Source organism: Exiguobacterium sp. ZWU0009, from assembly GCF_000798935.2.
In the GTDB taxonomy this organism is placed as follows: domain Bacteria; phylum Bacillota; class Bacilli; order Exiguobacteriales; family Exiguobacteriaceae; genus Exiguobacterium_A; species Exiguobacterium_A acetylicum.
On the sequence record NZ_CP018057.1, the window covers coordinates 1,611,523 to 1,635,257 of the forward strand.

The following is a 23,735-nucleotide window of genomic DNA, read 5'->3' on the forward strand; positions in this document are numbered from 1 at the left end:
TAACGGGTGTAGACCTATTGTCTTAGTGTAGCGTCACATGAGCGAGGACACCGTAATGATCGCTCGGTACAAAGTGATGCGGCAGTCGATGTTCTCCGATCAGCTGGACGTGCTGTAAGGTCACAGGTAGAGGCGAACGCTGACAGAGTAACCAATCGTACCGGGAAGGTGTCGTGACGCCGTCATTCTTTTTGGCATAAGGGTTTGTCACGGGATTTAAAGTCGTTGCAGCGAGTTGACCGGTTCGCGTCGCGTAACTGTCAGCAAGATCGACCCACTTGTGTAATGCGACCCGATGCAGGGGAGACTCCGGAAAGTCATTAAAGTCACCGCCTAAGAACTCGATCGTCGTGTCATCCGTCTGTGAGGCAATCCATTCGTTGACGAATCGAAGTTGATCGAGACGGATGTCTGAAGCACGCCAATTGAAATGAATGTTTGTCACGGCAAAACGAACACCGTCAATCGAAAACGGAATCCGAATCGCACAGTGGTGGTTGATGTTTGCTGTCGCAGCGGCACTCGAATCCGTTCGTTCGAACGGTAATTTCGTCAGAATGGCAAGTCCTTCATCCGGTGAATCCATGTAAGGATCCATCATCCAATAAGGATAACCAGTCGCCTCTGCAAGATGCTCGGCAATCGAGATGAATGGTTCATCCGGATGGAAGGTCGACATGACTTCTTGTAGGAGGAGAATGTCCGGTTGATGTTGCTTGATCTCCGCGCACAACGCCTCGAACCGTTCTTGTCGTTTGTGCGTGTGATGCCAAATGTTATATGTCGCAATCGATAACGAAAGACTCATAGCTGTAAGCCCATCAGAACCGTATCGTAAAAGCAACCGTCCGATAGTAACCGGTCATGACGCAGTCGTCCTTCTTCCTGAAATCCATGTCGCTGATAGAGACGAACAGCGCCGAGGTTCGTCTCGACGACTCCGAGCTGAATTTTTTGCAGGGATTGCGCTTTTGCCCAAGCAATCATCCGTTCCATCAGTTGCGTACCGATTCCTTGCCCCCAGTCGGATTGAAGTACACCGAGTCCAAATGATGCCTTGTGCGCGAAACGTTTTAAATGAAAACCACGACACCGGGCGTAGGCGATGAGTCGTCCATCGCGCTCGACGACGAGGATGCGATCCGGAACCGAGGAATTACGTAACTGATCTGCGAAATCCGTCGCCGTCATCACGTCCTCACCAGGCATCCGGTCGAAGTATTCCGTTTCCGCATCGAGCGTTTGGCGTAATTCAGCGAGGGCTTCAGCGTCACTGAGTCGAGCCGGTCGAATCTGGTACCGTTGCGTATCGAACGAGTGGTGCATCGTCTGCATATGTAATCCTCCGTTCTAGATGGAATATGCTATCATTATGGCAGGAATGGTATCATTTGTAAATTTAAGGAGAGAAGAAATGAAAATTCAATTAGGGTCAGAACAATACGAAAGGGTGACTCAAAAAAAGAATGATTCGCCTTTTTGCACTTTTTCCTATCGGAGTTGCGTGTGACGAGTCATTTTTTTACGAGATAAGGATGATAGATGATTATTCTGTCACCCTTATCTTTGCAGAGAATAATTTATGAATCACCCTCCATGATGTGTTCAACAAATGATTTTAACGCCGGACGTGCACGATCCAAGCTGACATGTACGTAAGTGTTCCGATCGATAAGATAATAGCAATCGCATAGAACGGAAACGCTGGATACAGTTGAAGTAACGGTTGCTCGAACAAAAAGGCAATCATTAGGACGGGAAGGCTGATCATAAAAGCAACATACGCGGCACGAGTTGCTTTACCGGTGATCAGTGCCTCACGTTCATCGGAGTCGGAAAATTCTGCTGTCGCGAACGAACGTGTACGGTCTTCTCGTAAGAAATAGCTGACGATCGAAAGGACTATCGCAATCACTAGCACTGGAAGGATAACCATTACATCTAATTTCAGCGACAATCCCGTACCGGATACAGGATCATCTTGAAATAACTGCAGATTAGCATGAATGGCACTAATGAGATAAGCAGCTAAAAAGTAGAGACAACAATTAAGTAAAGATTGAGTGACGACACGTTTCATCAGGATTCCTCCTCTAATTGAAATAGTTCCTCGATCGGGCAATCAAAGACGCGGGCAATCTGCATCGCGAGTAAGAGCGACGGCGTATAGCTTCCTTTTTCAAGTGAGATGACGGTTTGTCGTGTCACACCGATTCGTTCAGCGAACTGCTCTTGTGTCCACTTGTGCTGTTGACGATAGAGGCGGACATGGTTCGTCAGTTTCATCTGACGACCTCCTTTCCAGTTGTTTACATTGTAAAGTCAGGTTTACATTTTGTAAAGTAGACTTTACGTCATGTATGTAAAAAATGGAGCTGACTCAAAAGTCAACTCCTCAGACTGAAAACAAAGCGTAATTTTTTTTAAAAACGAAAAGGATTGCGCTTTTTTGTTCATCTCGAATCGTTTTCCTAGGACAAGCATCGCACCGCTTCGCTGCAGGGTCGCTCTGGCTTGTGTCTCGCCTGAGGAAAGGGCGTGAAAAGACGCGTCATTTTTTAGGATCAGTCATCTGAAGCCCACGTGAACATTAAAATGCGTAAGGTGTCAAAATGACAGCCATGAGACAGGCGAACGTCGTCCATCCCTGATGATAACGTAAGGATAAGAAAAGCGTGATCAGCCCAGTGATCGTCATACCGGATAAAATCCATCCTAGCCAAAATTCCGTGCTATTCGAAGCAATCGGGATGCTCAATAAGTAAGCTGTCGCGTGCGGAAAGAAGCCGATGGCATCTAAAAGGATACCGCCAAAGACACCCATCAGCAGCAAGCCGATCGACAGGCGAAATAGTGCTTTACGTTTAATCATATGCATGCTCCTATTCTGTTTGGTTGACGCAAGAAATCCTACTGTTGCGCCTATTCAATATGTTTCTACAAAAAGCGAGGGATTCCTTTCTGTTATCTATCCCTGAACTTTATCAAAAATCCTCGCTTCTGCACATCAATCGGAATATTCAGATAATTATCGGGTATTCTGTTGAAAACGCCATCGCCGATTCAGTGGAGAGGAGAAGAGAAGATGATGCCTGAACTGATACCGGATGACCGGGAGCTCGAACGAAGGATTCGGATCGTCCATCTGTTGCGAAAACTGGGGAAGACGGACGAAGCGATTGCCCGATCCTTGTATGTTTCGATCGAATGGGTTCAATCGATTTATGAAGAAGACGACTGGCAGCAAATGCAATCATCCTAAGGCAAGGACGTTTCGTCCTTGTTTTTTCGCGTGTTCCGGTATACTAAAACAAGTATCTCAAATCGAGAGGATGAAGTGAAATGAACGTTGCCATCATAGGAGCAGGAATCAGTGGTTTGTATCTCGCGACGCGTATGCAGGAACTTGGACACGACGTGACGATCTATGAAGCACGTGACCGAATCGGCGGTAGAATCGAGACAGTCGATTTCGACCTAGCCGGGCAAGCATATGCGTTTGATCTTGGACCGACTTGGTTTTGGCCGGACAGTGAACCACTGATGGTCGATTTGATCCATCGATTCGATTTACCGACACTGGAACAATATGCGACGGGAACGCTTCGACTAGAACGGGCTGACGGAATCGAGTCACATCTGGTTGCGAATCAACCGACGGCGCTTCGCCTTCGTGACGGAATCCGCTCCGTTGCTACGGCACTTGCTGCACGACTCACACCGGGAACGATTCGACTCAAGTCTCCGATCAGCCAAATTGATGTCACGAACCGGATTCTCGTCAGTTCAGGAAGGAAAAGTCAACCGTACGACGAGATCGTCCTCGCACTACCACCGCGTCTAGCGGCAACATTATCGTATATGCCAGCTTTACCTGAAGCAGTTCTGGGTGAACTTGAAGCATTACCGACTTGGATGGCGCAGCAAGCTAAATGTCTGATTCTTTACGAGAGACCGTTTTGGCGTGATTCGGGCTGGTCCGGTCAGGCAATCAGCTGGACTGGGATGGTGCAAGAGATTCATGACGCTTCCCCACAAGACGGACCAGGAGCGTTGTTCGGTTTTTTCCGGACACCGGCACGTGAACGACAGTTATTGACCGAGGCGGAAATCAAGGAAACCGTACTCGCGCAGCTGGTTCGTCTATTCGGTGAACAAGCGCGTCAGTCGATTGGTTGGGCGTATAAAGACTGGTCGACGGATAGTTGGACAGCAACACGAGCTGATGCAGCACCGCTCGTGGATTTCCCGGCATATCATGCTATCAATCTCGGAATGGAGCATGCAGCGATTTCACTGATTGGGACAGAGACCGATCCGAGTCATGGTGGACACTTAGAAGGGGCCATACGATCCGTTGAACGCTATTTAGAAAAGAGAGGAGTAAAAAAATGATCGAGACGCTACATTATGATGTGTTCACGACGACGCCAGGAAGCGGTAATCCAGCTGGGGTCGTCTTAGACGCCGATCAATTGACTGAGTCGGAAATGCAACGAATCGCGCGTACGAATGGCTTTACCGAGACGACGTTCGTCCTGTCATCCGACCAAGCGGACTACCGCATGCGCTACTTTGCACCGGAACGGGAAATGGACTTATGCGGACATGGTACGATTGCCGCATTGACGGCACTTGATTCAAAGATCCGTTTATCTATGGCATGTCAGATCGAGACAAAGTCAGGCATCTTGCCCGTGATGCGTTTAGCGAACGGAATGTTTCGCTTGCAACTGGGACAACCACAATTACATCAGTTTGACGGTGACATAAAGCACGTTCTAGCCGCGATTGGTCTCGAATTGACACATCTCGATGACCGATGGCCAATCGTATACGGCAGTACTGGGAACTGGACACTGCTCCTCCCGATTCGTCGACTTGAGGACTTTCACCGGATGGTGCCGGATAACCAACGCTTTACCACCGTGTTGACCGATCTCCCACAAGCCTCGATTCATCCGATTTGTCTCGATACATATGACCGACAAGCGACGATGCACGGACGTCACTTCTCGGCAACAGGAGCAGGGAGCATCGAAGATCCGGTTACGGGAACGGCGAGTGGTGTGATGGGTGTCTATTACCGAAAATTCATCCAGCCATTTGAAACGGAAACTGCGATCATCGTCGAACAAGGACACGAGATGGAACGACCCGGTCATGTCGGAATCCGTATTTCTGGCGAAGGTCTTGATCACAGCCAATGGAAAGTCGAGATGGACGGGCAAGCCGTCTTTGTCGGCGTCAAGAGAGTGAGAAAGGAAGAGGCAGATGTTAAAACACTTCATTTGGGATTTTGACGGCACCTTGTTTGATACGTATCCAGTGTTAGTCGAAGTGTTTGTGGAATTACTCGAGCGTGAGGGGCGAACGGTTGAACGCGAGCAAGTAGCAGAGCTGATGGCGATCTCGGCAAAAACGACGTATGAGGCGTTTGGTGTGTCCGAACCATTCATTCTGAACTACAAGCAACAAAAGATGATCATCGAACAAGAACAGTCTGAACCGTTTCTCGGAATCCGTGAACTGCTAGAGGCGTTATCGACGAGAGGTGCGACGCATCATATCGTCACCCATCGCGGAACATCGATTCATGCGTTGCTTGCAAAACATGGGATGACGCATCATTTTCAAGACGTATTGACGGCACCGGATGGATTCGCCCGAAAACCGGATCCGGAAGCTGTCACGTACTTGATCGATCGGCACCAGATGGCACGAGACGAGACGATCATGATTGGAGACCGGGAACTCGACGTCTTAGCCGGACATCGTGCCGGTATCAAGACGTGTTTGATAACCGAACATACGAGTCAGACCGTTGCGACGTATACCATAACGTCGCCCGGTCGATTAAAGGAATTGTTACTGACATAAAAACAGCCCCGCTTCCAGTGATGGAAACGGGGCTGTATTTTTAAGAAGACAATCGATCTGCTTTGGTGGCTTCAGCGCGTGGTGCACGCCAGAAATACGTCAGGAAAATACCGACTGCGAGCATGGCTGTCGCAAAATAGAACGGATAGTTCAAATTGACGTCAAAGAGTAGTCCACCAACGATCGGTCCGAGAATGTTGCCGATGCTCGTAAACATCGAGTTCATTCCGCCGACGAATCCCTGTTCATTTCCGGCAATCTTCGAAAGATAGGTCGTGACAGCGGGGCGCATCAAGTCGAAACCGACGAAGACGACCATCGTCACGAGAATGATCGAGAGATAGTTCGTCACGAACGTCATCAAGACGACGAGCAGTGTCGAACCGATCAAGCTGTACCGGATCAAGCGAATCTCACCGAACCAGCGTGTCAAACGATCGAACAGTCCGACTTGGACGATGACGCCGACGATCGCACCGAGAGAAATCGCAAGCGCAATGTCCTTCGCTGTGAAGCCGAACTTCCGGTCGACGAACAAGGCGAATAACGACTCGAACGAGGCGAGACCGAACGATGAGATCAACAGGACAAGAAAAGCGATGAAATAGAGCGGGCTGAAGACTTTCCGGAAACCCGTCTGTTGTTTGACCGTCGTTGTCTCGTAGTGACGTTCCGGTTCTTTAAGCGTAAAGACGGATAACACCATCGCTGTTAAACCGAACGCAGCAGCAAAGAAGAACGGTGTCCGCGAGCCGAGGTCAGCGAGGAACCCACCAATCCCTGGTCCGATGATGAAACCGGTCGAGATGGCAGCAGACATATATCCGAGCGCTTTCGGACGAGTTTCGTTCGTCGTGATATCAGCGATGAATGCCGTGACGGCTGGCATGATGAAAGCCGCACTGACACCACCGAGAATCCGTGACGCGAACAGGACTTCGACGCTTTGACCGAGACCGAATAAGAGCTCGGACATGCTGAAGATGAATAAACCGATGATGATCATCGGTTTACGTCCGTACTTGTCAACGGCACGTCCCGCGAGTGGTGAAAGAATCAGTTGCGCAAAGGCGAAGGCGGAAACCATGTAACCGACCGTCGCCCCGGAAATGTTCAACTCGTTCATGATTGTCGGTGTGACAGGAATGACGAGTCCAATGCCTAAAAAGGCGATGAATAAGTTGAGCAGGAGTGTACTTAAAATCAATGTATTGTTTTGCATAGTTCACCTCAATAAAATTAAATCGTTTTTGACATACCGCGCCAGACGATCGGCCAGACAGCTTGCTGTCGAGCGTGAAACGCGTCGACACCGTTGTAGACGAGTTCCGTCAGCGTACCTTCAGCAACCGTCAAATAGGCGAGAGCGGCACTTTTGTAATCCGTCGAAAAGAGAATCTGTTCCGTTCGGTCTCGTTCGCGTAGTAATCGCGTCAATAGATCGTGCAATGAATCGAAAAACGGATTGAAACGGTCCGTCATTTCTTGTTCGAGCTTCTCCGGTGGAAAATAGGCAGCCCGAAGGATGAATCGCATCAGGATATCGTCTTGCTGTTCCGAAATGAACCAATCGAAGAAGCCGTGCAGCGATTGCTCGAGCGGCTGCTGCCGCGTACTCGTGAAATACGTCGCAAATCGGCGCTTTTGTTCTTGCAAGGCGTACGTCGTCGCTTGCAGGAACAGGTCGTCCTTCCCTTTATAGTGCGCATAGATCGATGGCTTTTTTATGCCAACCTCTGTCGCGATCTCTTGCAACGATGCCCCTTCATAGCCGTGCGAAGCAAAATGATGGATGCTCGTCTGTAACAATTGTTGGGCTTTCAGATGAATCACCTTCCTAACGGTCGTTAGGTAACACTGTAACAGCAAATTTCAAATGTAGTCAATCAGATTGTCTTACCGCACAAAAAAACTGACTCCGCGAAGGCGGAATCAGTTAAGGAAGAATCATTATTTATTCATGACACGACCGCGTGTTGCGACGCGTGAGCCGACGATTCCTGCGAATGACGTAAAGATAAGAGTCAGAAGCAGTCCGACGAACGCCCAGATTGAAACTTTTGACGCCGTTTGTGTCGCTTGTTCTGTTTGCTCGCGGACATCTTGGACCGTTTTCTTGAGGTCAGCGGATGTTTCATCAAGCGTTTGTTTAGCAGTCTCAATTTGTTGCGTCGTTTCTTTTGTTGCCGTGTTGAGACCATCAACGATGTTTTGCGTCGCTTCTTCCGCTTCAGCACCTGTCAAATCGGTGTTTTTCGCAACAGCATCAGCGATTTTATCTTCATCGACTGATTTCTCGATTTTTTCAGCTCGTGCTGTCAACGAATCACCGAGATCCTGGACGATCGTATCGAAGTTCTCTGGTTTCGTGATCGCTTCCTTACCAGCAGCCGTGACGTCTTCTTGAACAGCGTCAAGTTCGTTCTGCAAGTAACCTGGTTGCAATTCTTTGATGTCCGTGTCTTTTAAAATTTCGTCAACGTTACCTTCAAGTTCTTTCGTATCAACTTGTGACACGTTTTTTGTAATCGAATCGAATCCTTTCGTCGCAGCGTCTTGAGCGGTTGAAGCAACGGATCCGATGCCGCTACCTGCCGCACCACCGACTGTCCCGAGTAGTGAGCCGACCGATTGTAACGTATTGACCGTCGTGAATGTCAAGAGAGCGAACAAGAGGATGACGCTCGTCGACCATGTCAAGAAACCGTGGACGAGACCGGCACGTGCCGACGTCACACCGGAGACGAATCCAGCAACGAACAGCGAGATGAGCAATGAAAGGATTGCCCAGATGATCAAACCAGTACCGACACCATCGAACGGGTTATTCGACGTGACGTCCGTGACGCCGAGTCCGATCGCTGAACCGATTAAACTAAATAAGATCAATAAAGATAGAAATGATACCACACCTGCAAAAATCGAGCTCCATGAGATGTTACGACCTGCTCCGTCCGCTTCCGCTCGGAAATGCGACGAAAAGCCTCTGTTTGTCTTTTCCATAATAAGCACTACCTCTCCCCAAATTGGTCTTTCAAGTTCGAGATGTTCATGAATGTAAAAGCTTCATCTCAAGTTTCTTACGCGCATAGCTCTTATATAACCGGTAACTAAATAAGAGAAACCTAGTATTACAGGTACATGATTAATGGTCGTCTGAACTTCAACGAAGTGATATTGGTTGCGTTTGAAGAAAAAGCATCGTACACTCGTATCAAGTGTCACGTTATACTGTACAGTTTAAAATCAAAAGGAGGTGATCCCCCGCTTTTAGGGGGATACAAGTTGGACATCGTCTTAACACTGAATTTGTTGTTGCTCGTCGTATTGATTGGTTTGACCGCGTTTTTCGTCGGTTCGGAATTTGCTGTCGTCAAAGTCCGGATGTCACGTCTCGACCAGATGGTGCAAGAAGGAAAAAAGGGAGCAGTACTTGCGAAGAAGGTCGCAGGAGATCTCGATTATTACTTGTCGGCCTGTCAGCTCGGTATCACGATCACTGCACTTGGTCTGGGTGCACTCGGGAAACCGACCGTCGAGAAATTGTTGACACCGGTCTTTGATGAACTTGGTGTCGCCGTTGCGCTCTCAACGCTTCTCTCATACAGTATCGCTTTCATCTTCGTCACGTTTCTCCACGTCGTCATCGGAGAACTCGCACCGAAGACGCTCGCGATCCAGTATGCGGAACGGATGACGTTATTACTGGCGCCGTCACTCTATGTATTCGGAAAAGTCATGTATCCGTTCATCTGGATCATGAACGGTTCGGCCCGTGTCCTCTTGCGGATGTTCGGTGTGAAACCTGCCGGTCACGAACAAGCCCATTCCGAAGAAGAGTTGAAGATCATCATGGCACAAAGTTTTCAAAGTGGTGAGATCAATCAATCGGAACTCGCCTTGATGCAAAACGTCTTTGCGTTTGATGAGCGTGTCACACGCGACATCATGGTGCCACGGATGAACATGATGGTCATTTCGGACGAGATGAGTTGGGAAAATCTATTACAGACGATGTCTGACAATCCGTATACACGTTACCCGGTCAGTGAAGGAACGGACAAGGACCGGATTAGTGGTTATATCAACGTCAAGGAAGTGCTCGCCCATCACGCGGTACAAGACGAACGAGAACTTGCCTCGTTCCTTAAACCGTTGCCGGTCGTTTCGGAATTGACACCGCTGCAAGAAACACTCTTGAAGATGAAGCAGACACGGTCACACATCGCTCTCGTCATCGACGAGTATGGTGGGACATCCGGTTTGATCACGATGGAGGATATTTTGGAGGAAATCGTCGGTGATATCCGTGATGAATTCGATGAAGCGGAGCAAGCCGAAATCGAACAGTTACCGGACGGCTCGTACCGCTTAGCGGGTACTGTCCTATTAGTTGAAATTGAAGAACGATTTGGTCTTCGGTTCACTGAAGCAGAGGCGGTCGACACGATCGGTGGATATATCCAATCACGGACGGCTGCTTTTGAAGAGGGAACGATCGTCACAGATGAGGCGTTTACGCTTGAAATCTTGCGTTCTGCCCAATATCAGATTCAGGATGTCAAGTTGACCTTGCCGTCAAGCTAACAGAAAGACCCGTTTTGCTTAGTAGTTCAATCTACTAAGCAGACGGGTCTTCTTTTATCAAACGAGGTCTTAGCGTGTTCATCAAAGAGAAGTATGATAATATTCCGGACCGACGAGCTCACGAATCGATAAGATTTGGCGATAAAGCGAGAATATATCTACTAGATGCTCAGGAAAGTGGTCTCTTTAATCAACAAACGTTCAAGGTTATACATAATTATTGTGATTTTTCATTCAATTGTTAGAAGTTCGAGACGATATAAGGAATGAAGTTCACAAATGAATGAGGGAGAGAAGCATATGAAATGGTTCGCGAAATCAGCATCACCGTCCTTCGATGCGCGCATCGAAGGCGAACGCGCTCATGTCGTGTTGAATGTTCCGACATCCTTACATGAACAATTACGTTTAATCGGTCTAGAAGCAGTCGATTTACAAATTGTCCGGGTCATCCGCGAAGATGTATCCCGTTGGATGCCGAGCATGGTCGACGCGTTCTACGAGGAGCTGGTTCGTGTTCCGTCACTCCGGCATTTGATTGAACAGCATTCGACGCTCGAACGATTGAAAGGCACTCTCGCTCGGCACATCCTACAAATGTTCGATGGTCAGGTGACGATGGACTACATCGAAGCCCGGCGCCGGATCGCTGAACGGCATGTTCAAATCGGGCTGCATAATAAATGGTATATCGCCGCCTTCCAAAAAGTCTGGAACGTCCTCAGTGAACAGATTGACGGCAGTGATTGGCCGGAAGTAGAACGTGTCCGGATCATGCGGGCAGCGGGGAAACTCTTCAACCTCGAGCAACAGATCGTCATGACGATGTATGAGGATCAAATCGATGAGGAACGCCAAGCGATCGCGACAGCCAAACGGCACGTCGGAGATGGCGTTCAAAAATCAACGGAAGAACTTGCTGCGATGAGTGAAGAGTCGTCAGCGAACTTCCAAGAGATTGAACGGCACGCCAAACACGTCTCGACGACGACAGACGCAATTTCAATTCAGTTGACGGAAGCGGTCAGTGAAGCAGAAGCAGGTGTCGTCCTCGTCGAAGAGGAGACACGTCGCTTTGAACATGTCGTTGCAGATTTATCACGGACGACCGAACAAGTCGCTGAACTGTCTCGTCTGTCGCAGGAAATCGAGCGAATCGCTGGGATGGTGACGACGATTTCTGATCAGACGAACCTTCTCAGCTTGAACGCCTCGATCGAAGCGGCGCGTGCCGGGGAGATGGGGCGCGGATTTACCGTCGTGGCGCAAGAAATTCGGAAACTCGCTGAAGAGAGTAAACAGTCGGCAGCCGAGACGTCGCGGATCGCCCAAGAAATCACGCAAAAGATGCTCGTCGTCTCAGAGCGGATGGGAACGACGGAGACGGCGGTTGTCCGAACGACGACGGAGATGCAACAAGTCGTCCGTGCCTTCTCACGGATTTCGGAACAGACGGATGCGGTCTCGCGGCAAATTCATGAACTATCGACCGATACGAAGGATGTCGCAGGAACGATCGAAGGGATGCGTAAGATTGCAGAAGCGATTGCTGAGACAGCGGATGACTTACAAGAAGTCGCAGCAACCTTATAAGTGAATCCTCCTTTCTACGGGAAAGGAGGATTTTTTTGTCGTTTTATGGAAAAATGTAAAGTGGAGGTGTGAAGAATTCATGATGAAAAGTCTTGGATTGATTTTTGTATGTATGATCGCTTTTGTAGGAAATTACGTGATAGCAGGTGACCTCGCTCCACGGGAGTTCTATGCCTTACTCGGTTTAATGGGTGTCGCTTTCTTGACCGGCGGGATTGAATGGTGGGAAATCCGGCGCGATTTACGCTATCGGGGAGTAGAAGAGGGGATATCCGTTCGCTTGGCGGACCGATCGAGCCGAAAGACGAATACGGTCTTTCTCGCGCATGAACGATGGCTGACGTTCTCACGTCGTTACGCCACGTGGTGGCAGGCAATCCTTGCGCGCTTCGAAAAGTTCGAATCATTTTTCCTCGACGTAACATTCGAAGGAGACGGGGAAAAATTACAAATTAAAGAGACAAGGACGGAGTGGCTACGCAATACGACACATTTTGTGATTCGTAAAGACGGACGCGACGTCGGAACAATCCGCACCGATGCGGCACTGCGTCAGCAATTGCAGCTGCAAGAAGTGTTACTCGTCTCGTATGCCGATCAGGCGTATCAGATTCGGTCCTCGACGCTTACGCGAAAAATCGGTGTCTATCAAAACGGGGACTGTATCGCGACGGGGTCACGACACGGAGCGCGACTCGTCTTTGACTGTGACACGAATGAACGTCTCTTAGCCGTCGCCAGTATGATCGTCTTCCGACTTGTTTATTCGAAGTGATTTTATTTCACTGACCGTATTAACGATTTAAAGATTTAAAGCGCAAAAAATACTAAGATAGGTCGTTCCCTTAATGATTATATGAATACATACAAAAAAGGCGCGCTGATTCTCTTTTGTAGAGATCCAGCGCGCCTTTTCGTTAACCGGTCTTTCGGATCGATTCGAACAACCGTCCCTTATAGACGTCGGCAATCGTATTGAGGAACGTCTCGCTCAACTTTTTCGGGAAGAACGGTTTTGCATATACATAATGATACGCCTTCTTCAAATCATCCCATTGTGTACACGGCTCCGTTTGACGGAACCGAGCGACGTCGATGATCCGTGTTCCGGTAGCGGTCAAAAGGATATTGCGTAAATGGATGTCTGATGGGTTCAAACCGACGGATCGTGCTTGTGCTAAAGCCGTATCGACTGTCGTTAAGACGGATTCCGGGATGAACGTCCCGCTGACGAGACATTCGAATAACGTTTGACCTTCAATGTATTCAAGCACGATATAATCGGCACCGTATTCGTAGACTTGCGCATACGTCGGAAAATCAGTCAGCTGTGCGTAGATGCTCCCTTCGAGATCGGCGAGCGATCGAAACGACGGGTAAAATTTCTTGATGACGCGATCCGTGCCGCGGATACGAAAGACGAACGCACTTCGTCCTGTCCCGATTAAGTCAAGTTCACTCGGAAGATGCTCGATCGTACAAACGAAGCCTGTTTCTTTCAATTGGATCAATTGCGCTAACTCAGCGTCAGTTTTCAATGGTGTCACTTCCTTTCCTCCTTCATTTCTTATACCCATTATACGCTCATCTGACAGGAAAAGTTTCAAAAATCGCTTGTGTGTGAAAGTTTTGAACATTATGTGATATGCTAAAAATGCTACACTGTTACATACTTTAAGGGGGTTTTTAATCATGTCAACGACACAACAATGGCGCGACCATTTCGATGGTCTTCGCGCATACGAAGAAGCCGTCGCGTTACTCTACTGGGACATGCGGACATACATGCCGGATCAAGGTGCAGCAAACCGTTCCGCGTCGATCGGTTTCCTCTCGACGGAGAGCTTCCGCCGCCGGACAGGGAAAACGTACCAGCAATTACTGACCGCGATGGAGCAAGAGACGCTGACGGGAATCGAAGCGATCTCATTTGCGAAAGCAAAAGAAGCATTCGATCGCGACTCGAAGATTCCGGAAGCCGAGTATCAAACGTTCATCACGTTGATCTCTGAAGCAGAGAGCGTCTGGGAAAAGGCGAAGGACGCGAACGATTGGTCGATGTTTGAACCATACCTTGAAAAAATCGTCGCGATGGAGCGCCAGTTTGTCGAATACTGGGGCTATGATGCACATCCATATGACGCACTGCTCCATGACTATGAGCCAGGGATGACGGTCGCAACACTTGATCCGTTGTTCGCAGAACTTCGCCAAGCGATCATCGGTCTGCTCGGTCAGCTCGAAGGAAAAGACTTCCCGACGCTTGATTGGTCAGCGGATCGCGAGACACAGATCGCCTTGAACCAAGAGTGGCTCCGCGATATCGGCTATGACTTCACGTCCGGTCGCTTGGATGAGACGGTCCATCCGTTCCAGACGACGATCAACCGCAAGGATGCGCGGATCACGACGAAATATGATGAGAATGACTACCGGAACTCCGTCTTCGGCACGATGCATGAAGCTGGTCACGCGACGTATGAGCAAGGAATCGAACCAGAACTCGATTCACTCGGTCTCGGTGACGGTGCTTCGATGGGGATTCACGAATCACAATCACTGTTCTTCGAAAACTTCATCGGGCGTAACCAAGGCTTCCTCGAAGCTCGTTATCATGGCTTACAACAAGCAATCCCGTCGCTGGCTGACGTTCCGTTCGAACGCTTCTATGCAGCGGTCAATGAAGTCAAGCCGTCACTGATTCGGATTGAAGCCGATGAATTAACGTATGCCCTTCATATCATCATCCGCTATGAACTGGAAAAACGCCTGATGACGAAAGAACTCGAAGTCAAGGATCTCCCGCAGGAATGGAACCGTCTCTATAAAGAGTATCTCGGTGTCGATGTGCCGAGCGACGCAAAAGGGGTCTTACAAGACGTCCATTGGTCAGGTGGCTCGTTCGGTTACTTCCCAAGTTACGCCCTCGGTCTTGTCTATGCGGCACAGCTGAACGAAGCACTTCGTCGTGACGTCGACAACGTCGATGGTCTGATCGCAGCGGGTACACTTGCCCCGATCAAAGGCTGGTTGAAAGAAAACATTCACCGTCACGGGAAATCGAAGACACCGGCTGAACTGATCGAAGCAGCAACGGGTCAATCGATCTCGGTTGCACCACTCGTCAACTACTTGACGAAGAAATACACGCGTGTCGTCGAGGCACTCTGATGTTGTGGTTCGCACACCGCGGCGTCAGTGACCGTTTTCCCGAGAACACGCTTGAAGCTATCGCTGCTGCGATCGAAGATAACGTCGATGGGGTCGAATTCGATGTTCATTTCTCAAAGGACGGTGTCGGTGTCATCATTCACGATGAGACCGTCAACCGGACGACGAACGGGAAGGGGCGCGTCATCGACATGACGGTTGCCGAACTGCAGGCGCTGGATGCTGGAGCACGATTCAAAGGGGAACCGATCAAGACGAAGATTCCGACGCTTGACGAAGTCCTCGCAATCCTTGCACCAGTGACCCTGCGGCTCAACATCGAGCTGAAGACGGATACGATCCGCTATGACGGGCTTGAAGCGTATGTCCTTGAACGCTGTGCAGCGCACGGCATCGCGACCGACCGATTGTTATTCAGTTCGTTCAACCATTATTCGGTTGCCTTGATCCGGAAGCTCGACCCAAGCGTTGAGACGGCGATTCTCTATCCGTATCCAATCTATCATCCGGAAGAACAAGCCCTCCGAATTGGTGCGACCGGTATTCATCCCGATTATCGACGGGTGACGGAAGCGGACGTCGCGTTCGCTCACGCGCAAGATGTCACGGTCCGGGTTTATACTCCGAAGACGCTCGAGGATGTCCGGCAGATGCAGCGGATCGGCGTCGACGCCGTCATCGTCAATGATCCAAAAGGGATGCGCGACACACTTGAAGGATGAGGAGGAGGAAGGGATGCGCAAGGAATACGTATTCGTCATCAGTTTGTCGCTCGTCGCTTTATTCGTCGGACTTCAGCTTGGCTTTGCCCGCTTGCCGGAACCAAAACCGAAGAAAGTGACGACGACACCGATGCGTCCTGCGGATTATCAGGCAGGACTTGCGTCAGCGAAACGGGAACTGAAGCAGATTCAGCGCTTCACCTTGAAAAGCACCTTTCCTGCGGATGGAACGACGGTGACCTGGATTTATGAGACCCCATCCGATGAACGAATTGCGGTCGATTGGTATTACGTCGAGAGTTATCCGGAAGAACAAGTCCAGATGACACGAAACGAGACATCCCGGATCATCTCGTATGAACGCTATTTAATCGTCATCCGACCGATTTACGGAACGGTCGTCGATAGTGAACTGGAACAGTTCGCTCTTCGCTTTACAGGTTACTTCACGACACAACAACAGGGGGAAAACGATGTCAGGTAAAATCATTCTCTTGATTGGTGGATCGGGCAGCGGAAAGTCCTCCCTGATCAAACGTCTGCGAACGGAATACGCGCACGTCCGGTTCATCCCGTCGGTGACGACCCGACCGAAACGACCGACGGAGATTGATGGAGCAAGCTATCATTTCGTCGACGTCAAGACGTTCCAACAATTGATCCAAGACGACGGCTTCATCGAATACGCCCACGTCCACCGGGCGTGGTACGGGACACCGCGTCAAGCGTATGTCGATGTCCTCGAACAGAATCAAATCGTCATCAAGGACATCGATCCAAAAGGGGCGGCGAACTTCAAGCGTCTGTTCGGCGACCAAGTGATCACGATCTTCGTCTCGGTTCCACCCGACTTGATGAAGGAACGACTGTTGATGCGCGGAGATACACCGGAGTTCGAAGCACGACTCGTCGATTACGAGGAAGCGTGGAAAGACCGCGATCACTACGATTATATGATTGAAAACATTGATTTTGAGACGGCGTATGCTGATCTGCTTGAGATCATTGCTGGTTATATTCCACAGGCATGACAAAGAGGACGCAAGATGCGTCCTCTTTTTGGTGTCAGAAAGGAGTCTACATGCTACCTTTGCATCCCTTACTCACGAACGTTGAGATCATGAGCCAGCTATCCGGTCGATCGCGGCAAGCCGTCTGGTCCGTCAAGACAGCAACAGCGCACTACATCGTCAAGGTCGTGATGGACCCATCAAGTCGTCAGTTTGAACGAGAAGCGGCTTTAGCGATTCCAAAACAAGCGGGATTGTCTCATGCCTTACCGCTAGCGACCGGACGGACCGCAACGACCGCTTACGGCATCTATCCGTACCTACCCGGAAAAACCGTTCGAAGCGTGCTCGAGGAGTCACCGGAATTTGCGCCTCAGCTTGGTCAGGAGATAGGGCAAGCGTTGAGACGCATTCATGACGTCACCGCACCGAGCGAAATAATGTCTTGGAGCGAACGTTGCCAGGCGAAACATGACCGCTATCGCGCAGCGATTGACGGGTTGCTTGAGCCAACGTGGATCGAGCGTCTTGATCGATTCATTAGCGAGCGGATTCCGTTACTTCAGACACGTCCAAACCGGTTGCAACATGACGACGTTCATCTCGATAATCTACTTGTCGAGGATGGACATCTCTCTGCTTTCCTTGATTACAGAATGTACGAGCGAGAAAGCCCACTCCTTTAGGGGTGGGATGATAGCGAGTTCGGGAACGGGGTGTCTTCAGACACCCCGTTCCCGACTGTTCTTCCTGATGAAATGCATTTATAGTAAATCTATAATGGAGTTGATTATTATGATGAAGGAGGTGTCAAAGATGAGTCAAGTCGTCACGGTAGAAGTTCGAATCTATGCCACGCGTCGTCAGGATGCCATCCTAAAAAGGATGGGCAAGACCTATATCCAGACCGCCAACCGAGTCGTGGCGAACATGGTCGCCTCCGAGGACGGGAAGAGGTGGTCGAGCAAGGACATCGACACCCCCCTTCCGAGCGCCGTGAAGAACCAACTCGCAGGAGATGCCGTCGGCATCTACAAGAAGGCGAGGAAAGAGGATTTCAAACGCATCCCTGTCCTCAAAAAGCCGGTCTGCGTCTGGAACAATCAGAACTATTCCTTCGACTTCGAGAGCATCTCCTTCCCCGTTTGGATGGACGGGAAGTCCGTGAAGATGCGATTCCGTGCTGCCATGGTTGACAAGGACAATCGGAATACCCGACTCCTTGCCAACAAACTCGGGACGCTCAGGGTCACGAAGAAGGGAAGGAAGTGGATCGCTCAGATTTCCGTCCATGTCCCGACCGTTCCTCGGACGGGGGTGCGGCTGATGGGGGTTGACCTCGGACTAAAAGTGCCGGCGGTCGCCGTCACCGATGACGACACGACCCGTTTCTTCGGGAACGGTCGTAAGAACAAGTATATGAAACGCAAGTTCCGTGCGGAACGGAAGGCACTCGGCAAAAAGAAGAAGCCGAAGGCTATCAAACGACGCAATCAGAAGGAACAGCGGTGGATGCGGGACAAGGACCACAAGGTCAGCCGAGCCATCGTCGATTTTGCAAGACAGAAGAAAATCTCTGTCATTCGCCTCGAACTCTTGGCGAACATCCGACAGACGGCAAGAACAAGCCGTAAAAACAACCAGAACCTCCACTCATGGTCGTTCTATCGTCTCGCGTCCTTCATCGAATACAAAGCCGCCTTGTCGGGCATCAAGGTTGAGTATGTGAACCCCGCCTACACGAGTCAGACCTGCCCATCCTGTTCCGTCAGGAACAAGGTGAGGGATAGGGTCTACACGTGTGCCTGTGGGTTTAAAGGACATCGGGACGCCGTCGGTGCGATGAACATTCGATACGCACCTATGATGGATGGTAACAGTCCATCAGCCTGAGAACCTATACGGTCTGTCTCAGGAGGGGTGATGGCACACCCCTACCTCAAGGCTCGGACGAAGCAGAAATGGATTGAGTCCGCCAAGCACTTGAGAATCCCACCCTCACCAACAGTGTGGGCTTGCGGCTTTAGCCGTGGGAGTGTCAAGGGAACCATGATTACGGCGATCCGTGGCATGATTTCGTCAAATGTGGGTTGTTTCAGGTCGAGAGGAGTCCGGTGTTTGCCCGTAATATGATTGAAGGGTATTTCGAGAACGGAGTACCGTCCGACTTTTTTAGTGTCTACAGTCTCTACATGGCGATGGTCGTCTTCTCGGCTCTCGTCTGGGCAAAGCGGTTCGATTTAGACGGAATAGAAGCGATGCAACGACGTGTCCAGCGGATCATCCGAGATCACGATGGATTCCAGCGTGAGGTGCCGCTTTGGTATAAAGGGTAAAGTCATGACTAAAAAAAACAACGGGTTCGTTTCTCTTCAATAAGAGACGAACCCGTTGTTTTTATAGGTGAATCTTTAAATGGAAATGGAGATTACCACTCGAAGCCTTCTTCACTATACTTGCCGTTCGAATTGAAGAATCGTTCTTCTGTTTTACCGTTTACCGTACTTGTATAAATGACGTAGACGTCGAGATGATCATTCTGATCCGCCATCTTCTTAGCGGCTTTCTTAGCATCCGCTTCAGTCGTATATGTCTCTGACTTGCTGGCTTTGCCGTGTTTTTCCTGCCCTTGTTCTTCATAACCTTCTACTGTCCATACTTTTTTTGATGACATCCTTAACTTCCTTTCCTGCCAAAAGCGAGTCCGCTTGGCTGTTACATTATGCTGTGCAAACCAATCCATCGTCAACCGTTGCTTTTCATTCTTTGACGATTTCGTCCAAATGATCGGCATAGTAACGGATTGCTCGGTCAAATGTCTGGATCGAGGCGTCCGACGACGTCGTAGCAAGACTCTTCAGCAACCGACCGACCGCCTGATCGGCTTGACCCAGATTGTACTCCGTCATCGCGAGGAAGGCTTGCAGAGCATGGGCGTCCGGAAACTCACGGAGCGCACGATGAAACACGTCTGACGCAACTTCGAACTGACCGATGACACGATATGTACTGCCTAGCCCGATATATGCCTGCAAGCGGTCTTCGCCAGTAAGACCGAGCGCTAGGGCTTGTTCGTAATAGGGAACAGCAGCCTGCTCCTCACCGAGACTATCATGACACCACGCCATCTGATAGAGAACGGTCGCGTCGTTAGGTGCCGTCTCGACATACTGACGAACGACAGCCTTCGCTGCTTCATATTGCCTCGTCTGTCGTAACTGTTGCACCGATTCGAAATCAAACATCGTGTTTCCTCCTCCTGAATTTACTAAAAAACGGATCCGGTCATCCTGACCGGATCCGTTCGATTGAACAGCTTAGATTGTTTTTTCAAGCTTCGTCAAGAGCGTCCGGAACAGTTCGAGTTCCTGATCCGAGAAGTCCTCGAAGACGTCTGCGAGGTAATCCATCTTCATCGATTCGAGTTTTTCATAGAGCTCGATGCCTTTTGGAGTGGCGCGGAGTTCGACGACACGACGATCGAGTTCGCTTCGCTCGCGCGAGATCAACTCTTTTTTCGTCAATTCGTCTGCTAACGCCGTGATCATGCTCGCTGAGAATTGGAACTCTTGCGAGAGGGCAGAGGCGATTTGCGGACTGTTCGCACAAAGTGATTTTAAGATGAAAAACTCGTTACGCGTCAAGTACGTCGTGAACATGCTGCGCACGTCCTTTTTGATTGCGCGGTAGTTCATCCGTAATCCTTTTTCCGTATCAACGATCAATTGATCGCGTTGTGCTACTTCTAGTGTAGTTGCCATGTATCGTTCACTCTTTCTATACCGTAGTTTCTTTCACTCGTGATTTAGTATAGTGAAAAATTTTAGTTTAATCAATATTTTTCTCTTGAATCATCTGATTCGGCAACACGGGCGACTTGAGCGACGATCTCTTCGACGTTGCGCAGTTCTGGATAGAAGCGGCGGAAGAAGTAGTCGATCCGGTGTGTATCTTCGCCAGCGATCGTTAGCGCCATGCAGATATAGGCGATGCCGATTCCTTGACGAGGCAGGAACGGATTCGGCATGACCTTCGCACAGCGTAAGGCGAGCGGACTGTGCGTCGTCACGGCTTCAATCAACTCGCCGTACGTCCGGATATCGACATAATGGAACATCCGAATCAGTTCGTTGATTAACTGTTGATCGGAATCGAGCATCATTTGCGATGTAACGAGTCGTTTATCGAGCTCGTTGATGACCGGGGAGTGATCGATGAAGTAGTTCAAGTTATCTGCCGTGATCCGGACTTGATGCGGATCAGATAAGATTTGTTGGACGGTCTCGTCTTCGAATTGTTTCAACTGTTTCTTGATGTTGACGAACTCCTGATCGGCGATCTCGAGTAATCCTGCGACTCGACTGAAGCTGCGCCGGACTTCTGCTGGGACACTGTTCGGATTTTTATATCCGAGATCATGTTCGATCTCCGCCCACGCATGTTGCAGAATCGACCGAATCTGGATTTCAGCCGTGTAATCCTTGAAGCGACCATACTCGCTCAGGGCAAGCCGCTGATCGCTGAGCGATGCGACGAAGTGGACCGAAAGATAACCGAATTCCGTCGTATCGAGCAATGTCGACTTATCGACCGATTGATCGCGGTCGATCGCAAACTCATTCTCGATGATTCGTGCCGCTTCCCGGACGTCATCATGGAAATAAGTGACGATCCGGATCCCGGTCAAGTCGTGGACGTCCTTAAGTGAACGGTATTTGTTCGGCTGCCGTAAGACTTTTTGGTATAGACTCTCGGAGTCCTTCGTCCGGGCGACGATCGAGTGATATTTAATGCCTGCCGCGTCCAAGAGCTCGGACAAGAGCATCTTCAACTTGTCGGCGTAGGCATCATATTCTTCCTTATCGTTGACATATTCGAGCATCATCGTATTTAAATCTTGTGATTGCACCGTTTCGCACCTTCCTCATCCTGTAGTCATCTAGCCATATTGTAGCACTCTGCTTCGTTAAACGCACAGCAAGACCCTGTTTGAAGCAGTACGATTCGTGGGAAAAAGACAAGTAGTACGTGTCCGGGAGGAGATTAATCATGGAAATAGTGGATGCCCGTGCTTTACCCGCCGATCATATGGATGTCTTACATGTCACCCCATCGTCGATCTATTTTCGACGTCGTCTTGATGACGCCCGTTACCACATCAGCCGGTATGATCTTGAAGATCAGGAACAGGTCGATCTAACGCCAGAAGCCTTGACGGATCACGGACCAACCCGACCGTTCGTCCGGCAAGGCAAGGTCTATTGCTTAAATGAACATACGCAAGAACAGGGTGGGGAGACGGAAGTGCTCGTCATCGATCTCTTGTCCGGTAAACGGGAGCAGATTGCGTCGTTTTATGTCGAAGGGGATTTGACACTCTACTGGGTGCTCAATGAGAACTATCTCGTATTCTTGCAGACGACGGATACGACGTCCGCGTTTTTGTATGACGTTAAGGATGAATCGCGGCAGACGATTCGCGATCCACGGCTCTACGGGATGACGGAGAATTACCGGGAACTCTATTTCTTTCTCGTCACGCTCGAAGAGAAGGAGTACATCGTCTGTAACGCTCGGCTCGATGAGTTCTCGTTCTATGACGCCCTTGAAAGTGGTGTCATCTCACCAGAAGATCCGATCGACCACTCGGAAAGCCTCTTGATTGCCCCACTGCCGACCTTGATCGAGGAGATCGAACGCGGCGTTGAACATTTATCGTTCGCAACCTTGTTGAAGTTAGAAGGGGAAGGGGATACCGTCCAGTATCTCGGGGAACAAGAAGGGCATCTCATTTTCAGTGCCTATACCGATCGGTTGAACGAAGAAATCTTTTACCGGATTGATACGGAAGCGAGTGTCGAAGAGATTGCCCGGATTCAGTGGAGTGACTATGAACCGCTCGACTTCACATACGATGACGTTGAGTCGACGATCTTCATCGTCAATGACCGGTCCGAGCACCATCATGAAGTGATCAACTTACGCAACGGTGCCCGATTCCTCGATAAGGAACCGTTCGAACGTGTCTTACGTGGACGCTTCTATTTACACGAAGCGATCGGAGACGACGCGGAACCGATGGTCACGGTCTATGATGCAGAACACAATGAACGCTATCGGTTCGAGGATGCCTATTATGTCACCGTATCCGGGGAACTCGTCATCTTATCGGTCCATCAACTTTAAAAAAGGGCGGTTGTTCTTTTCATGAGAGCAACCGTTTATCATCTAAAATGAAATTATTTCAATTACCGAAATTATAACAAAAAATAAAAACCAGCTGAGAGTAAACCTCAGACTGGCTAGAAATGCTACACTTATTCTGCGTCAGTTGTACGTGTGTAGACGTCAACTTGGATGTTTCCAGCAGTTGCACGCGAGTAAGGGCAGACCGTATGCGCGACTTTCGCAAGTTCAGCCGCCGCTTCTTCTGAGATCCCGCGGACGAGAACATCGAGTTCGACTGAAAGCATGAATCCGTCAGCTGCTTCGTTTAACGTCACGTGTGCTGTGACTTCACTGCCGTCGTGTTTGATGCCTTGTTTACGAGCAACGAGATTCAATGCAGAGTCGAAACATGCAGAGTATCCTGCAGCAAAGAGTTGCTCTGGGTTCGTTGCTTGTTTTTTCGATCCTGGTACCGGCATTGCGAGAGCAACGTCAAGAATTCCGTCCTCCGATACGACGCGTCCGTCGCGACCTCCGACAGCTGTTGCAGATGATGTGAACATTGGTTTCATGTGTGTAACTCCCTTTCGTTGTTAGATTCAAA

29 protein-coding genes are annotated in these 23,735 nt (G+C 49.7%); 15 read left to right on the forward strand and 14 right to left on the reverse strand.

The features are described from left to right. Positions 1 to 22: 22 nt before the first annotated feature. The 5 genes from L985_RS08435 to L985_RS08455 all read right to left on the reverse strand — a co-directional run bounded on the left by L985_RS08435 (position 23) and on the right by L985_RS08455 (position 2,872). Positions 23 to 808 (reverse strand): endonuclease/exonuclease/phosphatase family protein, encoded by a 786-nt coding sequence (locus L985_RS08435; RefSeq protein WP_047395263.1) that lies wholly within the window; start codon positions 806 to 808, stop codon positions 23 to 25. Then, complete coding sequence (locus L985_RS08440) at positions 805 to 1,335, reverse strand: GNAT family N-acetyltransferase (RefSeq protein ID WP_052169487.1); 531 nt, start codon at positions 1,333 to 1,335, stop codon at positions 805 to 807. Before L985_RS08440 ends, L985_RS08435 begins: the two co-directional genes overlap by 4 nt. A gap of 283 nt (positions 1,336 to 1,618) precedes the next feature. After that, positions 1,619 to 2,080, reverse strand: a complete 462-nt coding sequence (locus tag L985_RS08445) for a hypothetical protein (RefSeq protein WP_029341664.1) — start codon at positions 2,078 to 2,080, stop codon at positions 1,619 to 1,621. After that, a complete protein-coding gene (locus L985_RS08450) occupies positions 2,080 to 2,286 on the reverse strand; it encodes a helix-turn-helix transcriptional regulator (RefSeq protein WP_023468270.1) in 207 nt (68 codons plus the stop codon). The genes L985_RS08445 and L985_RS08450 overlap by 1 nt, the downstream gene beginning before the upstream one ends. A 304-nt stretch (positions 2,287 to 2,590) precedes the next feature. After that, complete coding sequence (locus tag L985_RS08455) at positions 2,591 to 2,872, reverse strand: hypothetical protein (protein WP_051656262.1); 282 nt, start codon at positions 2,870 to 2,872, stop codon at positions 2,591 to 2,593. 213 nt (positions 2,873 to 3,085) lie between these two features. Here L985_RS08455 and L985_RS17035 point away from each other — a divergent pair, with 213 nt between their 5' ends. The 4 genes from L985_RS17035 (at position 3,086) to L985_RS08470 (ending at position 5,880) form a co-directional block, all read left to right on the forward strand. After that, positions 3,086 to 3,262, forward strand: coding sequence for a hypothetical protein (locus L985_RS17035; RefSeq protein WP_169738094.1), 177 nt, complete (start codon positions 3,086 to 3,088; stop codon positions 3,260 to 3,262). 80 nt (positions 3,263 to 3,342) lie between these two features. Next, positions 3,343 to 4,395 (forward strand): flavin monoamine oxidase family protein, encoded by a 1,053-nt coding sequence (locus L985_RS08460; RefSeq protein ID WP_047395260.1) that lies wholly within the window; start codon positions 3,343 to 3,345, stop codon positions 4,393 to 4,395. After that, on the forward strand, positions 4,392 to 5,303 hold the full coding sequence (locus L985_RS08465) for a PhzF family phenazine biosynthesis protein (protein WP_047395257.1): 912 nt from the start codon (positions 4,392 to 4,394) through the stop codon (positions 5,301 to 5,303). The genes L985_RS08460 and L985_RS08465 overlap by 4 nt, the downstream gene beginning before the upstream one ends. Continuing rightward, on the forward strand, positions 5,275 to 5,880 hold the full coding sequence (locus tag L985_RS08470) for an HAD-IA family hydrolase (RefSeq protein ID WP_047395254.1): 606 nt from the start codon (positions 5,275 to 5,277) through the stop codon (positions 5,878 to 5,880). Before L985_RS08465 ends, L985_RS08470 begins: the two co-directional genes overlap by 29 nt. Before the next feature lie 40 nt (positions 5,881 to 5,920). Here L985_RS08470 and L985_RS08475 read toward each other — a convergent pair whose 3' ends face one another. The 3 genes from L985_RS08475 to L985_RS08485 all read right to left on the reverse strand — a co-directional run bounded on the left by L985_RS08475 (position 5,921) and on the right by L985_RS08485 (position 8,883). Beyond that, positions 5,921 to 7,102 (reverse strand): MFS transporter, encoded by a 1,182-nt coding sequence (locus L985_RS08475; protein ID WP_029341669.1) that lies wholly within the window; start codon positions 7,100 to 7,102, stop codon positions 5,921 to 5,923. A 17-nt stretch (positions 7,103 to 7,119) separates the two neighbouring features. Beyond that, positions 7,120 to 7,713, reverse strand: coding sequence for a TetR/AcrR family transcriptional regulator (locus tag L985_RS08480; RefSeq protein ID WP_235609888.1), 594 nt, complete (start codon positions 7,711 to 7,713; stop codon positions 7,120 to 7,122). A gap of 117 nt (positions 7,714 to 7,830) precedes the next feature. Continuing rightward, positions 7,831 to 8,883 carry a hypothetical protein gene (locus L985_RS08485; protein WP_047395251.1) on the reverse strand — a complete coding sequence of 351 codons (1,053 nt, stop codon included), beginning with the start codon at positions 8,881 to 8,883 and terminating at the stop codon, positions 7,831 to 7,833. 282 nt (positions 8,884 to 9,165) lie between these two features. Here L985_RS08485 and L985_RS08490 point away from each other — a divergent pair, with 282 nt between their 5' ends. The 3 genes from L985_RS08490 (at position 9,166) to L985_RS08500 (ending at position 12,835) form a co-directional block, all read left to right on the forward strand. Further along, on the forward strand, positions 9,166 to 10,467 hold the full coding sequence (locus tag L985_RS08490) for a hemolysin family protein (RefSeq protein ID WP_047395248.1): 1,302 nt from the start codon (positions 9,166 to 9,168) through the stop codon (positions 10,465 to 10,467). 300 nt (positions 10,468 to 10,767) lie between these two features. Then, positions 10,768 to 12,060 (forward strand): globin-coupled sensor protein, encoded by a 1,293-nt coding sequence (locus L985_RS08495; RefSeq protein ID WP_029341673.1) that lies wholly within the window; start codon positions 10,768 to 10,770, stop codon positions 12,058 to 12,060. 112 nt (positions 12,061 to 12,172) lie between these two features. Further along, on the forward strand, positions 12,173 to 12,835 hold the full coding sequence (locus tag L985_RS08500) for a hypothetical protein (protein ID WP_158513340.1): 663 nt from the start codon (positions 12,173 to 12,175) through the stop codon (positions 12,833 to 12,835). 142 nt (positions 12,836 to 12,977) lie between these two features. Here L985_RS08500 and L985_RS08505 read toward each other — a convergent pair whose 3' ends face one another. Beyond that, on the reverse strand, positions 12,978 to 13,607 hold the full coding sequence (locus L985_RS08505; protein WP_235609890.1) for a serine/threonine protein kinase: 630 nt from the start codon (positions 13,605 to 13,607) through the stop codon (positions 12,978 to 12,980). Between the two features lie 145 nt (positions 13,608 to 13,752). Here L985_RS08505 and L985_RS08510 point away from each other — a divergent pair, with 145 nt between their 5' ends. The 7 genes from L985_RS08510 to L985_RS08540 all read left to right on the forward strand — a co-directional run bounded on the left by L985_RS08510 (position 13,753) and on the right by L985_RS08540 (position 19,299). Then, positions 13,753 to 15,231, forward strand: coding sequence for a carboxypeptidase M32 (locus tag L985_RS08510; RefSeq protein WP_047395242.1), 1,479 nt, complete (start codon positions 13,753 to 13,755; stop codon positions 15,229 to 15,231). Then, positions 15,231 to 15,953 (forward strand): glycerophosphodiester phosphodiesterase, encoded by a 723-nt coding sequence (locus L985_RS08515; RefSeq protein WP_029341677.1) that lies wholly within the window; start codon positions 15,231 to 15,233, stop codon positions 15,951 to 15,953. The genes L985_RS08510 and L985_RS08515 overlap by 1 nt, the downstream gene beginning before the upstream one ends. Before the next feature lie 13 nt (positions 15,954 to 15,966). Beyond that, entirely contained in the window at positions 15,967 to 16,437 is a 471-nt protein-coding gene (locus L985_RS08520) for a hypothetical protein (protein WP_047395239.1), read from the forward strand. Further along, the gene (locus L985_RS08525) at positions 16,427 to 16,984 is read left to right on the forward strand and encodes a guanylate kinase (RefSeq protein WP_047395236.1); all 558 of its coding nucleotides are present in this window, start codon (positions 16,427 to 16,429) and stop codon (positions 16,982 to 16,984) included. Before L985_RS08520 ends, L985_RS08525 begins: the two co-directional genes overlap by 11 nt. A 50-nt stretch (positions 16,985 to 17,034) precedes the next feature. Beyond that, a complete protein-coding gene (locus tag L985_RS08530; RefSeq protein ID WP_052169486.1) occupies positions 17,035 to 17,649 on the forward strand; it encodes an aminoglycoside phosphotransferase family protein in 615 nt (204 codons plus the stop codon). A 130-nt stretch (positions 17,650 to 17,779) separates the two neighbouring features. Further along, positions 17,780 to 18,856, forward strand: coding sequence for an RNA-guided endonuclease InsQ/TnpB family protein (locus tag L985_RS08535; RefSeq protein WP_071908790.1), 1,077 nt, complete (start codon positions 17,780 to 17,782; stop codon positions 18,854 to 18,856). Between the two features lie 221 nt (positions 18,857 to 19,077). Then, positions 19,078 to 19,299, forward strand: coding sequence for a hypothetical protein (locus tag L985_RS08540; protein WP_148662027.1), 222 nt, complete (start codon positions 19,078 to 19,080; stop codon positions 19,297 to 19,299). A gap of 92 nt (positions 19,300 to 19,391) precedes the next feature. On the opposite strand, the gene L985_RS08545 is transcribed toward L985_RS08540, so the two are convergent. From L985_RS08545 to L985_RS08560, 4 genes are all read right to left on the reverse strand, one after another. Further along, the gene (locus L985_RS08545; protein ID WP_029341681.1) at positions 19,392 to 19,637 is read right to left on the reverse strand and encodes a hypothetical protein; all 246 of its coding nucleotides are present in this window, start codon (positions 19,635 to 19,637) and stop codon (positions 19,392 to 19,394) included. Between the two features lie 85 nt (positions 19,638 to 19,722). After that, the gene (locus L985_RS08550) at positions 19,723 to 20,208 is read right to left on the reverse strand and encodes a tetratricopeptide repeat protein (RefSeq protein WP_047395497.1); all 486 of its coding nucleotides are present in this window, start codon (positions 20,206 to 20,208) and stop codon (positions 19,723 to 19,725) included. A 72-nt stretch (positions 20,209 to 20,280) separates the two neighbouring features. Beyond that, on the reverse strand, positions 20,281 to 20,724 hold the full coding sequence (locus tag L985_RS08555) for a MarR family winged helix-turn-helix transcriptional regulator (protein WP_023468290.1): 444 nt from the start codon (positions 20,722 to 20,724) through the stop codon (positions 20,281 to 20,283). Positions 20,725 to 20,795: 71 nt separating this feature from the next. Then, on the reverse strand, positions 20,796 to 21,872 hold the full coding sequence (locus tag L985_RS08560) for a GTP pyrophosphokinase (protein WP_235609818.1): 1,077 nt from the start codon (positions 21,870 to 21,872) through the stop codon (positions 20,796 to 20,798). 140 nt (positions 21,873 to 22,012) lie between these two features. On the opposite strand from L985_RS08560, the gene L985_RS08565 reads away from it, so the two are divergent. Further along, complete coding sequence (locus L985_RS08565) at positions 22,013 to 23,149, forward strand: hypothetical protein (protein WP_047395493.1); 1,137 nt, start codon at positions 22,013 to 22,015, stop codon at positions 23,147 to 23,149. 131 nt (positions 23,150 to 23,280) lie between these two features. Here L985_RS08565 and L985_RS08570 read toward each other — a convergent pair whose 3' ends face one another. Next, positions 23,281 to 23,703, reverse strand: a complete 423-nt coding sequence (locus tag L985_RS08570) for an organic hydroperoxide resistance protein (protein WP_029341685.1) — start codon at positions 23,701 to 23,703, stop codon at positions 23,281 to 23,283. Between the last annotated feature and the right edge of the window lie 32 nt (positions 23,704 to 23,735).

What these genes read in the sequence shown, in the direction of transcription:
- L985_RS08565 (WP_047395493.1), top strand. Translation starts at nt 22,013, where the DNA reads ATGGAAATAGTGGATGCCCGTGCTTTACCCGCCGATCATATGGATGTC.
- L985_RS08485 (WP_047395251.1), bottom strand. Translation starts at nt 8,883, where the DNA reads ATGGAAAAGACAAACAGAGGCTTTTCGTCGCATTTCCGAGCGGAAGCG.
- L985_RS08445 (WP_029341664.1), bottom strand. Translation starts at nt 2,080, where the DNA reads ATGAAACGTGTCGTCACTCAATCTTTACTTAATTGTTGTCTCTACTTT.
- L985_RS08570 (WP_029341685.1), bottom strand. Translation starts at nt 23,703, where the DNA reads ATGAAACCAATGTTCACATCATCTGCAACAGCTGTCGGAGGTCGCGAC.
- L985_RS08515 (WP_029341677.1), top strand. Translation starts at nt 15,231, where the DNA reads ATGTTGTGGTTCGCACACCGCGGCGTCAGTGACCGTTTTCCCGAGAAC.
- L985_RS08435 (WP_047395263.1), bottom strand. Translation starts at nt 808, where the DNA reads ATGAGTCTTTCGTTATCGATTGCGACATATAACATTTGGCATCACACG.
- L985_RS08555 (WP_023468290.1), bottom strand. Translation starts at nt 20,724, where the DNA reads ATGGCAACTACACTAGAAGTAGCACAACGCGATCAATTGATCGTTGAT.
- L985_RS08475 (WP_029341669.1), bottom strand. Translation starts at nt 7,102, where the DNA reads ATGCAAAACAATACATTGATTTTAAGTACACTCCTGCTCAACTTATTC.
- L985_RS08535 (WP_071908790.1), top strand. Translation starts at nt 17,780, where the DNA reads ATGAGTCAAGTCGTCACGGTAGAAGTTCGAATCTATGCCACGCGTCGT.
- L985_RS08500 (WP_158513340.1), top strand. Translation starts at nt 12,173, where the DNA reads ATGATCGCTTTTGTAGGAAATTACGTGATAGCAGGTGACCTCGCTCCA.
- L985_RS08470 (WP_047395254.1), top strand. Translation starts at nt 5,275, where the DNA reads ATGTTAAAACACTTCATTTGGGATTTTGACGGCACCTTGTTTGATACG.
- L985_RS08465 (WP_047395257.1), top strand. Translation starts at nt 4,392, where the DNA reads ATGATCGAGACGCTACATTATGATGTGTTCACGACGACGCCAGGAAGC.
- L985_RS08460 (WP_047395260.1), top strand. Translation starts at nt 3,343, where the DNA reads ATGAACGTTGCCATCATAGGAGCAGGAATCAGTGGTTTGTATCTCGCG.
- L985_RS08530 (WP_052169486.1), top strand. Translation starts at nt 17,035, where the DNA reads ATGCTACCTTTGCATCCCTTACTCACGAACGTTGAGATCATGAGCCAG.
- L985_RS08525 (WP_047395236.1), top strand. Translation starts at nt 16,427, where the DNA reads ATGTCAGGTAAAATCATTCTCTTGATTGGTGGATCGGGCAGCGGAAAG.
- L985_RS17035 (WP_169738094.1), top strand. Translation starts at nt 3,086, where the DNA reads ATGATGCCTGAACTGATACCGGATGACCGGGAGCTCGAACGAAGGATT.
- L985_RS08520 (WP_047395239.1), top strand. Translation starts at nt 15,967, where the DNA reads ATGCGCAAGGAATACGTATTCGTCATCAGTTTGTCGCTCGTCGCTTTA.
- L985_RS08510 (WP_047395242.1), top strand. Translation starts at nt 13,753, where the DNA reads ATGTCAACGACACAACAATGGCGCGACCATTTCGATGGTCTTCGCGCA.
- L985_RS08440 (WP_052169487.1), bottom strand. Translation starts at nt 1,335, where the DNA reads ATGCAGACGATGCACCACTCGTTCGATACGCAACGGTACCAGATTCGA.
- L985_RS08545 (WP_029341681.1), bottom strand. Translation starts at nt 19,637, where the DNA reads ATGTCATCAAAAAAAGTATGGACAGTAGAAGGTTATGAAGAACAAGGG.
- L985_RS08550 (WP_047395497.1), bottom strand. Translation starts at nt 20,208, where the DNA reads ATGTTTGATTTCGAATCGGTGCAACAGTTACGACAGACGAGGCAATAT.
- L985_RS08450 (WP_023468270.1), bottom strand. Translation starts at nt 2,286, where the DNA reads ATGAAACTGACGAACCATGTCCGCCTCTATCGTCAACAGCACAAGTGG.
- L985_RS08455 (WP_051656262.1), bottom strand. Translation starts at nt 2,872, where the DNA reads ATGATTAAACGTAAAGCACTATTTCGCCTGTCGATCGGCTTGCTGCTG.
- L985_RS08495 (WP_029341673.1), top strand. Translation starts at nt 10,768, where the DNA reads ATGAAATGGTTCGCGAAATCAGCATCACCGTCCTTCGATGCGCGCATC.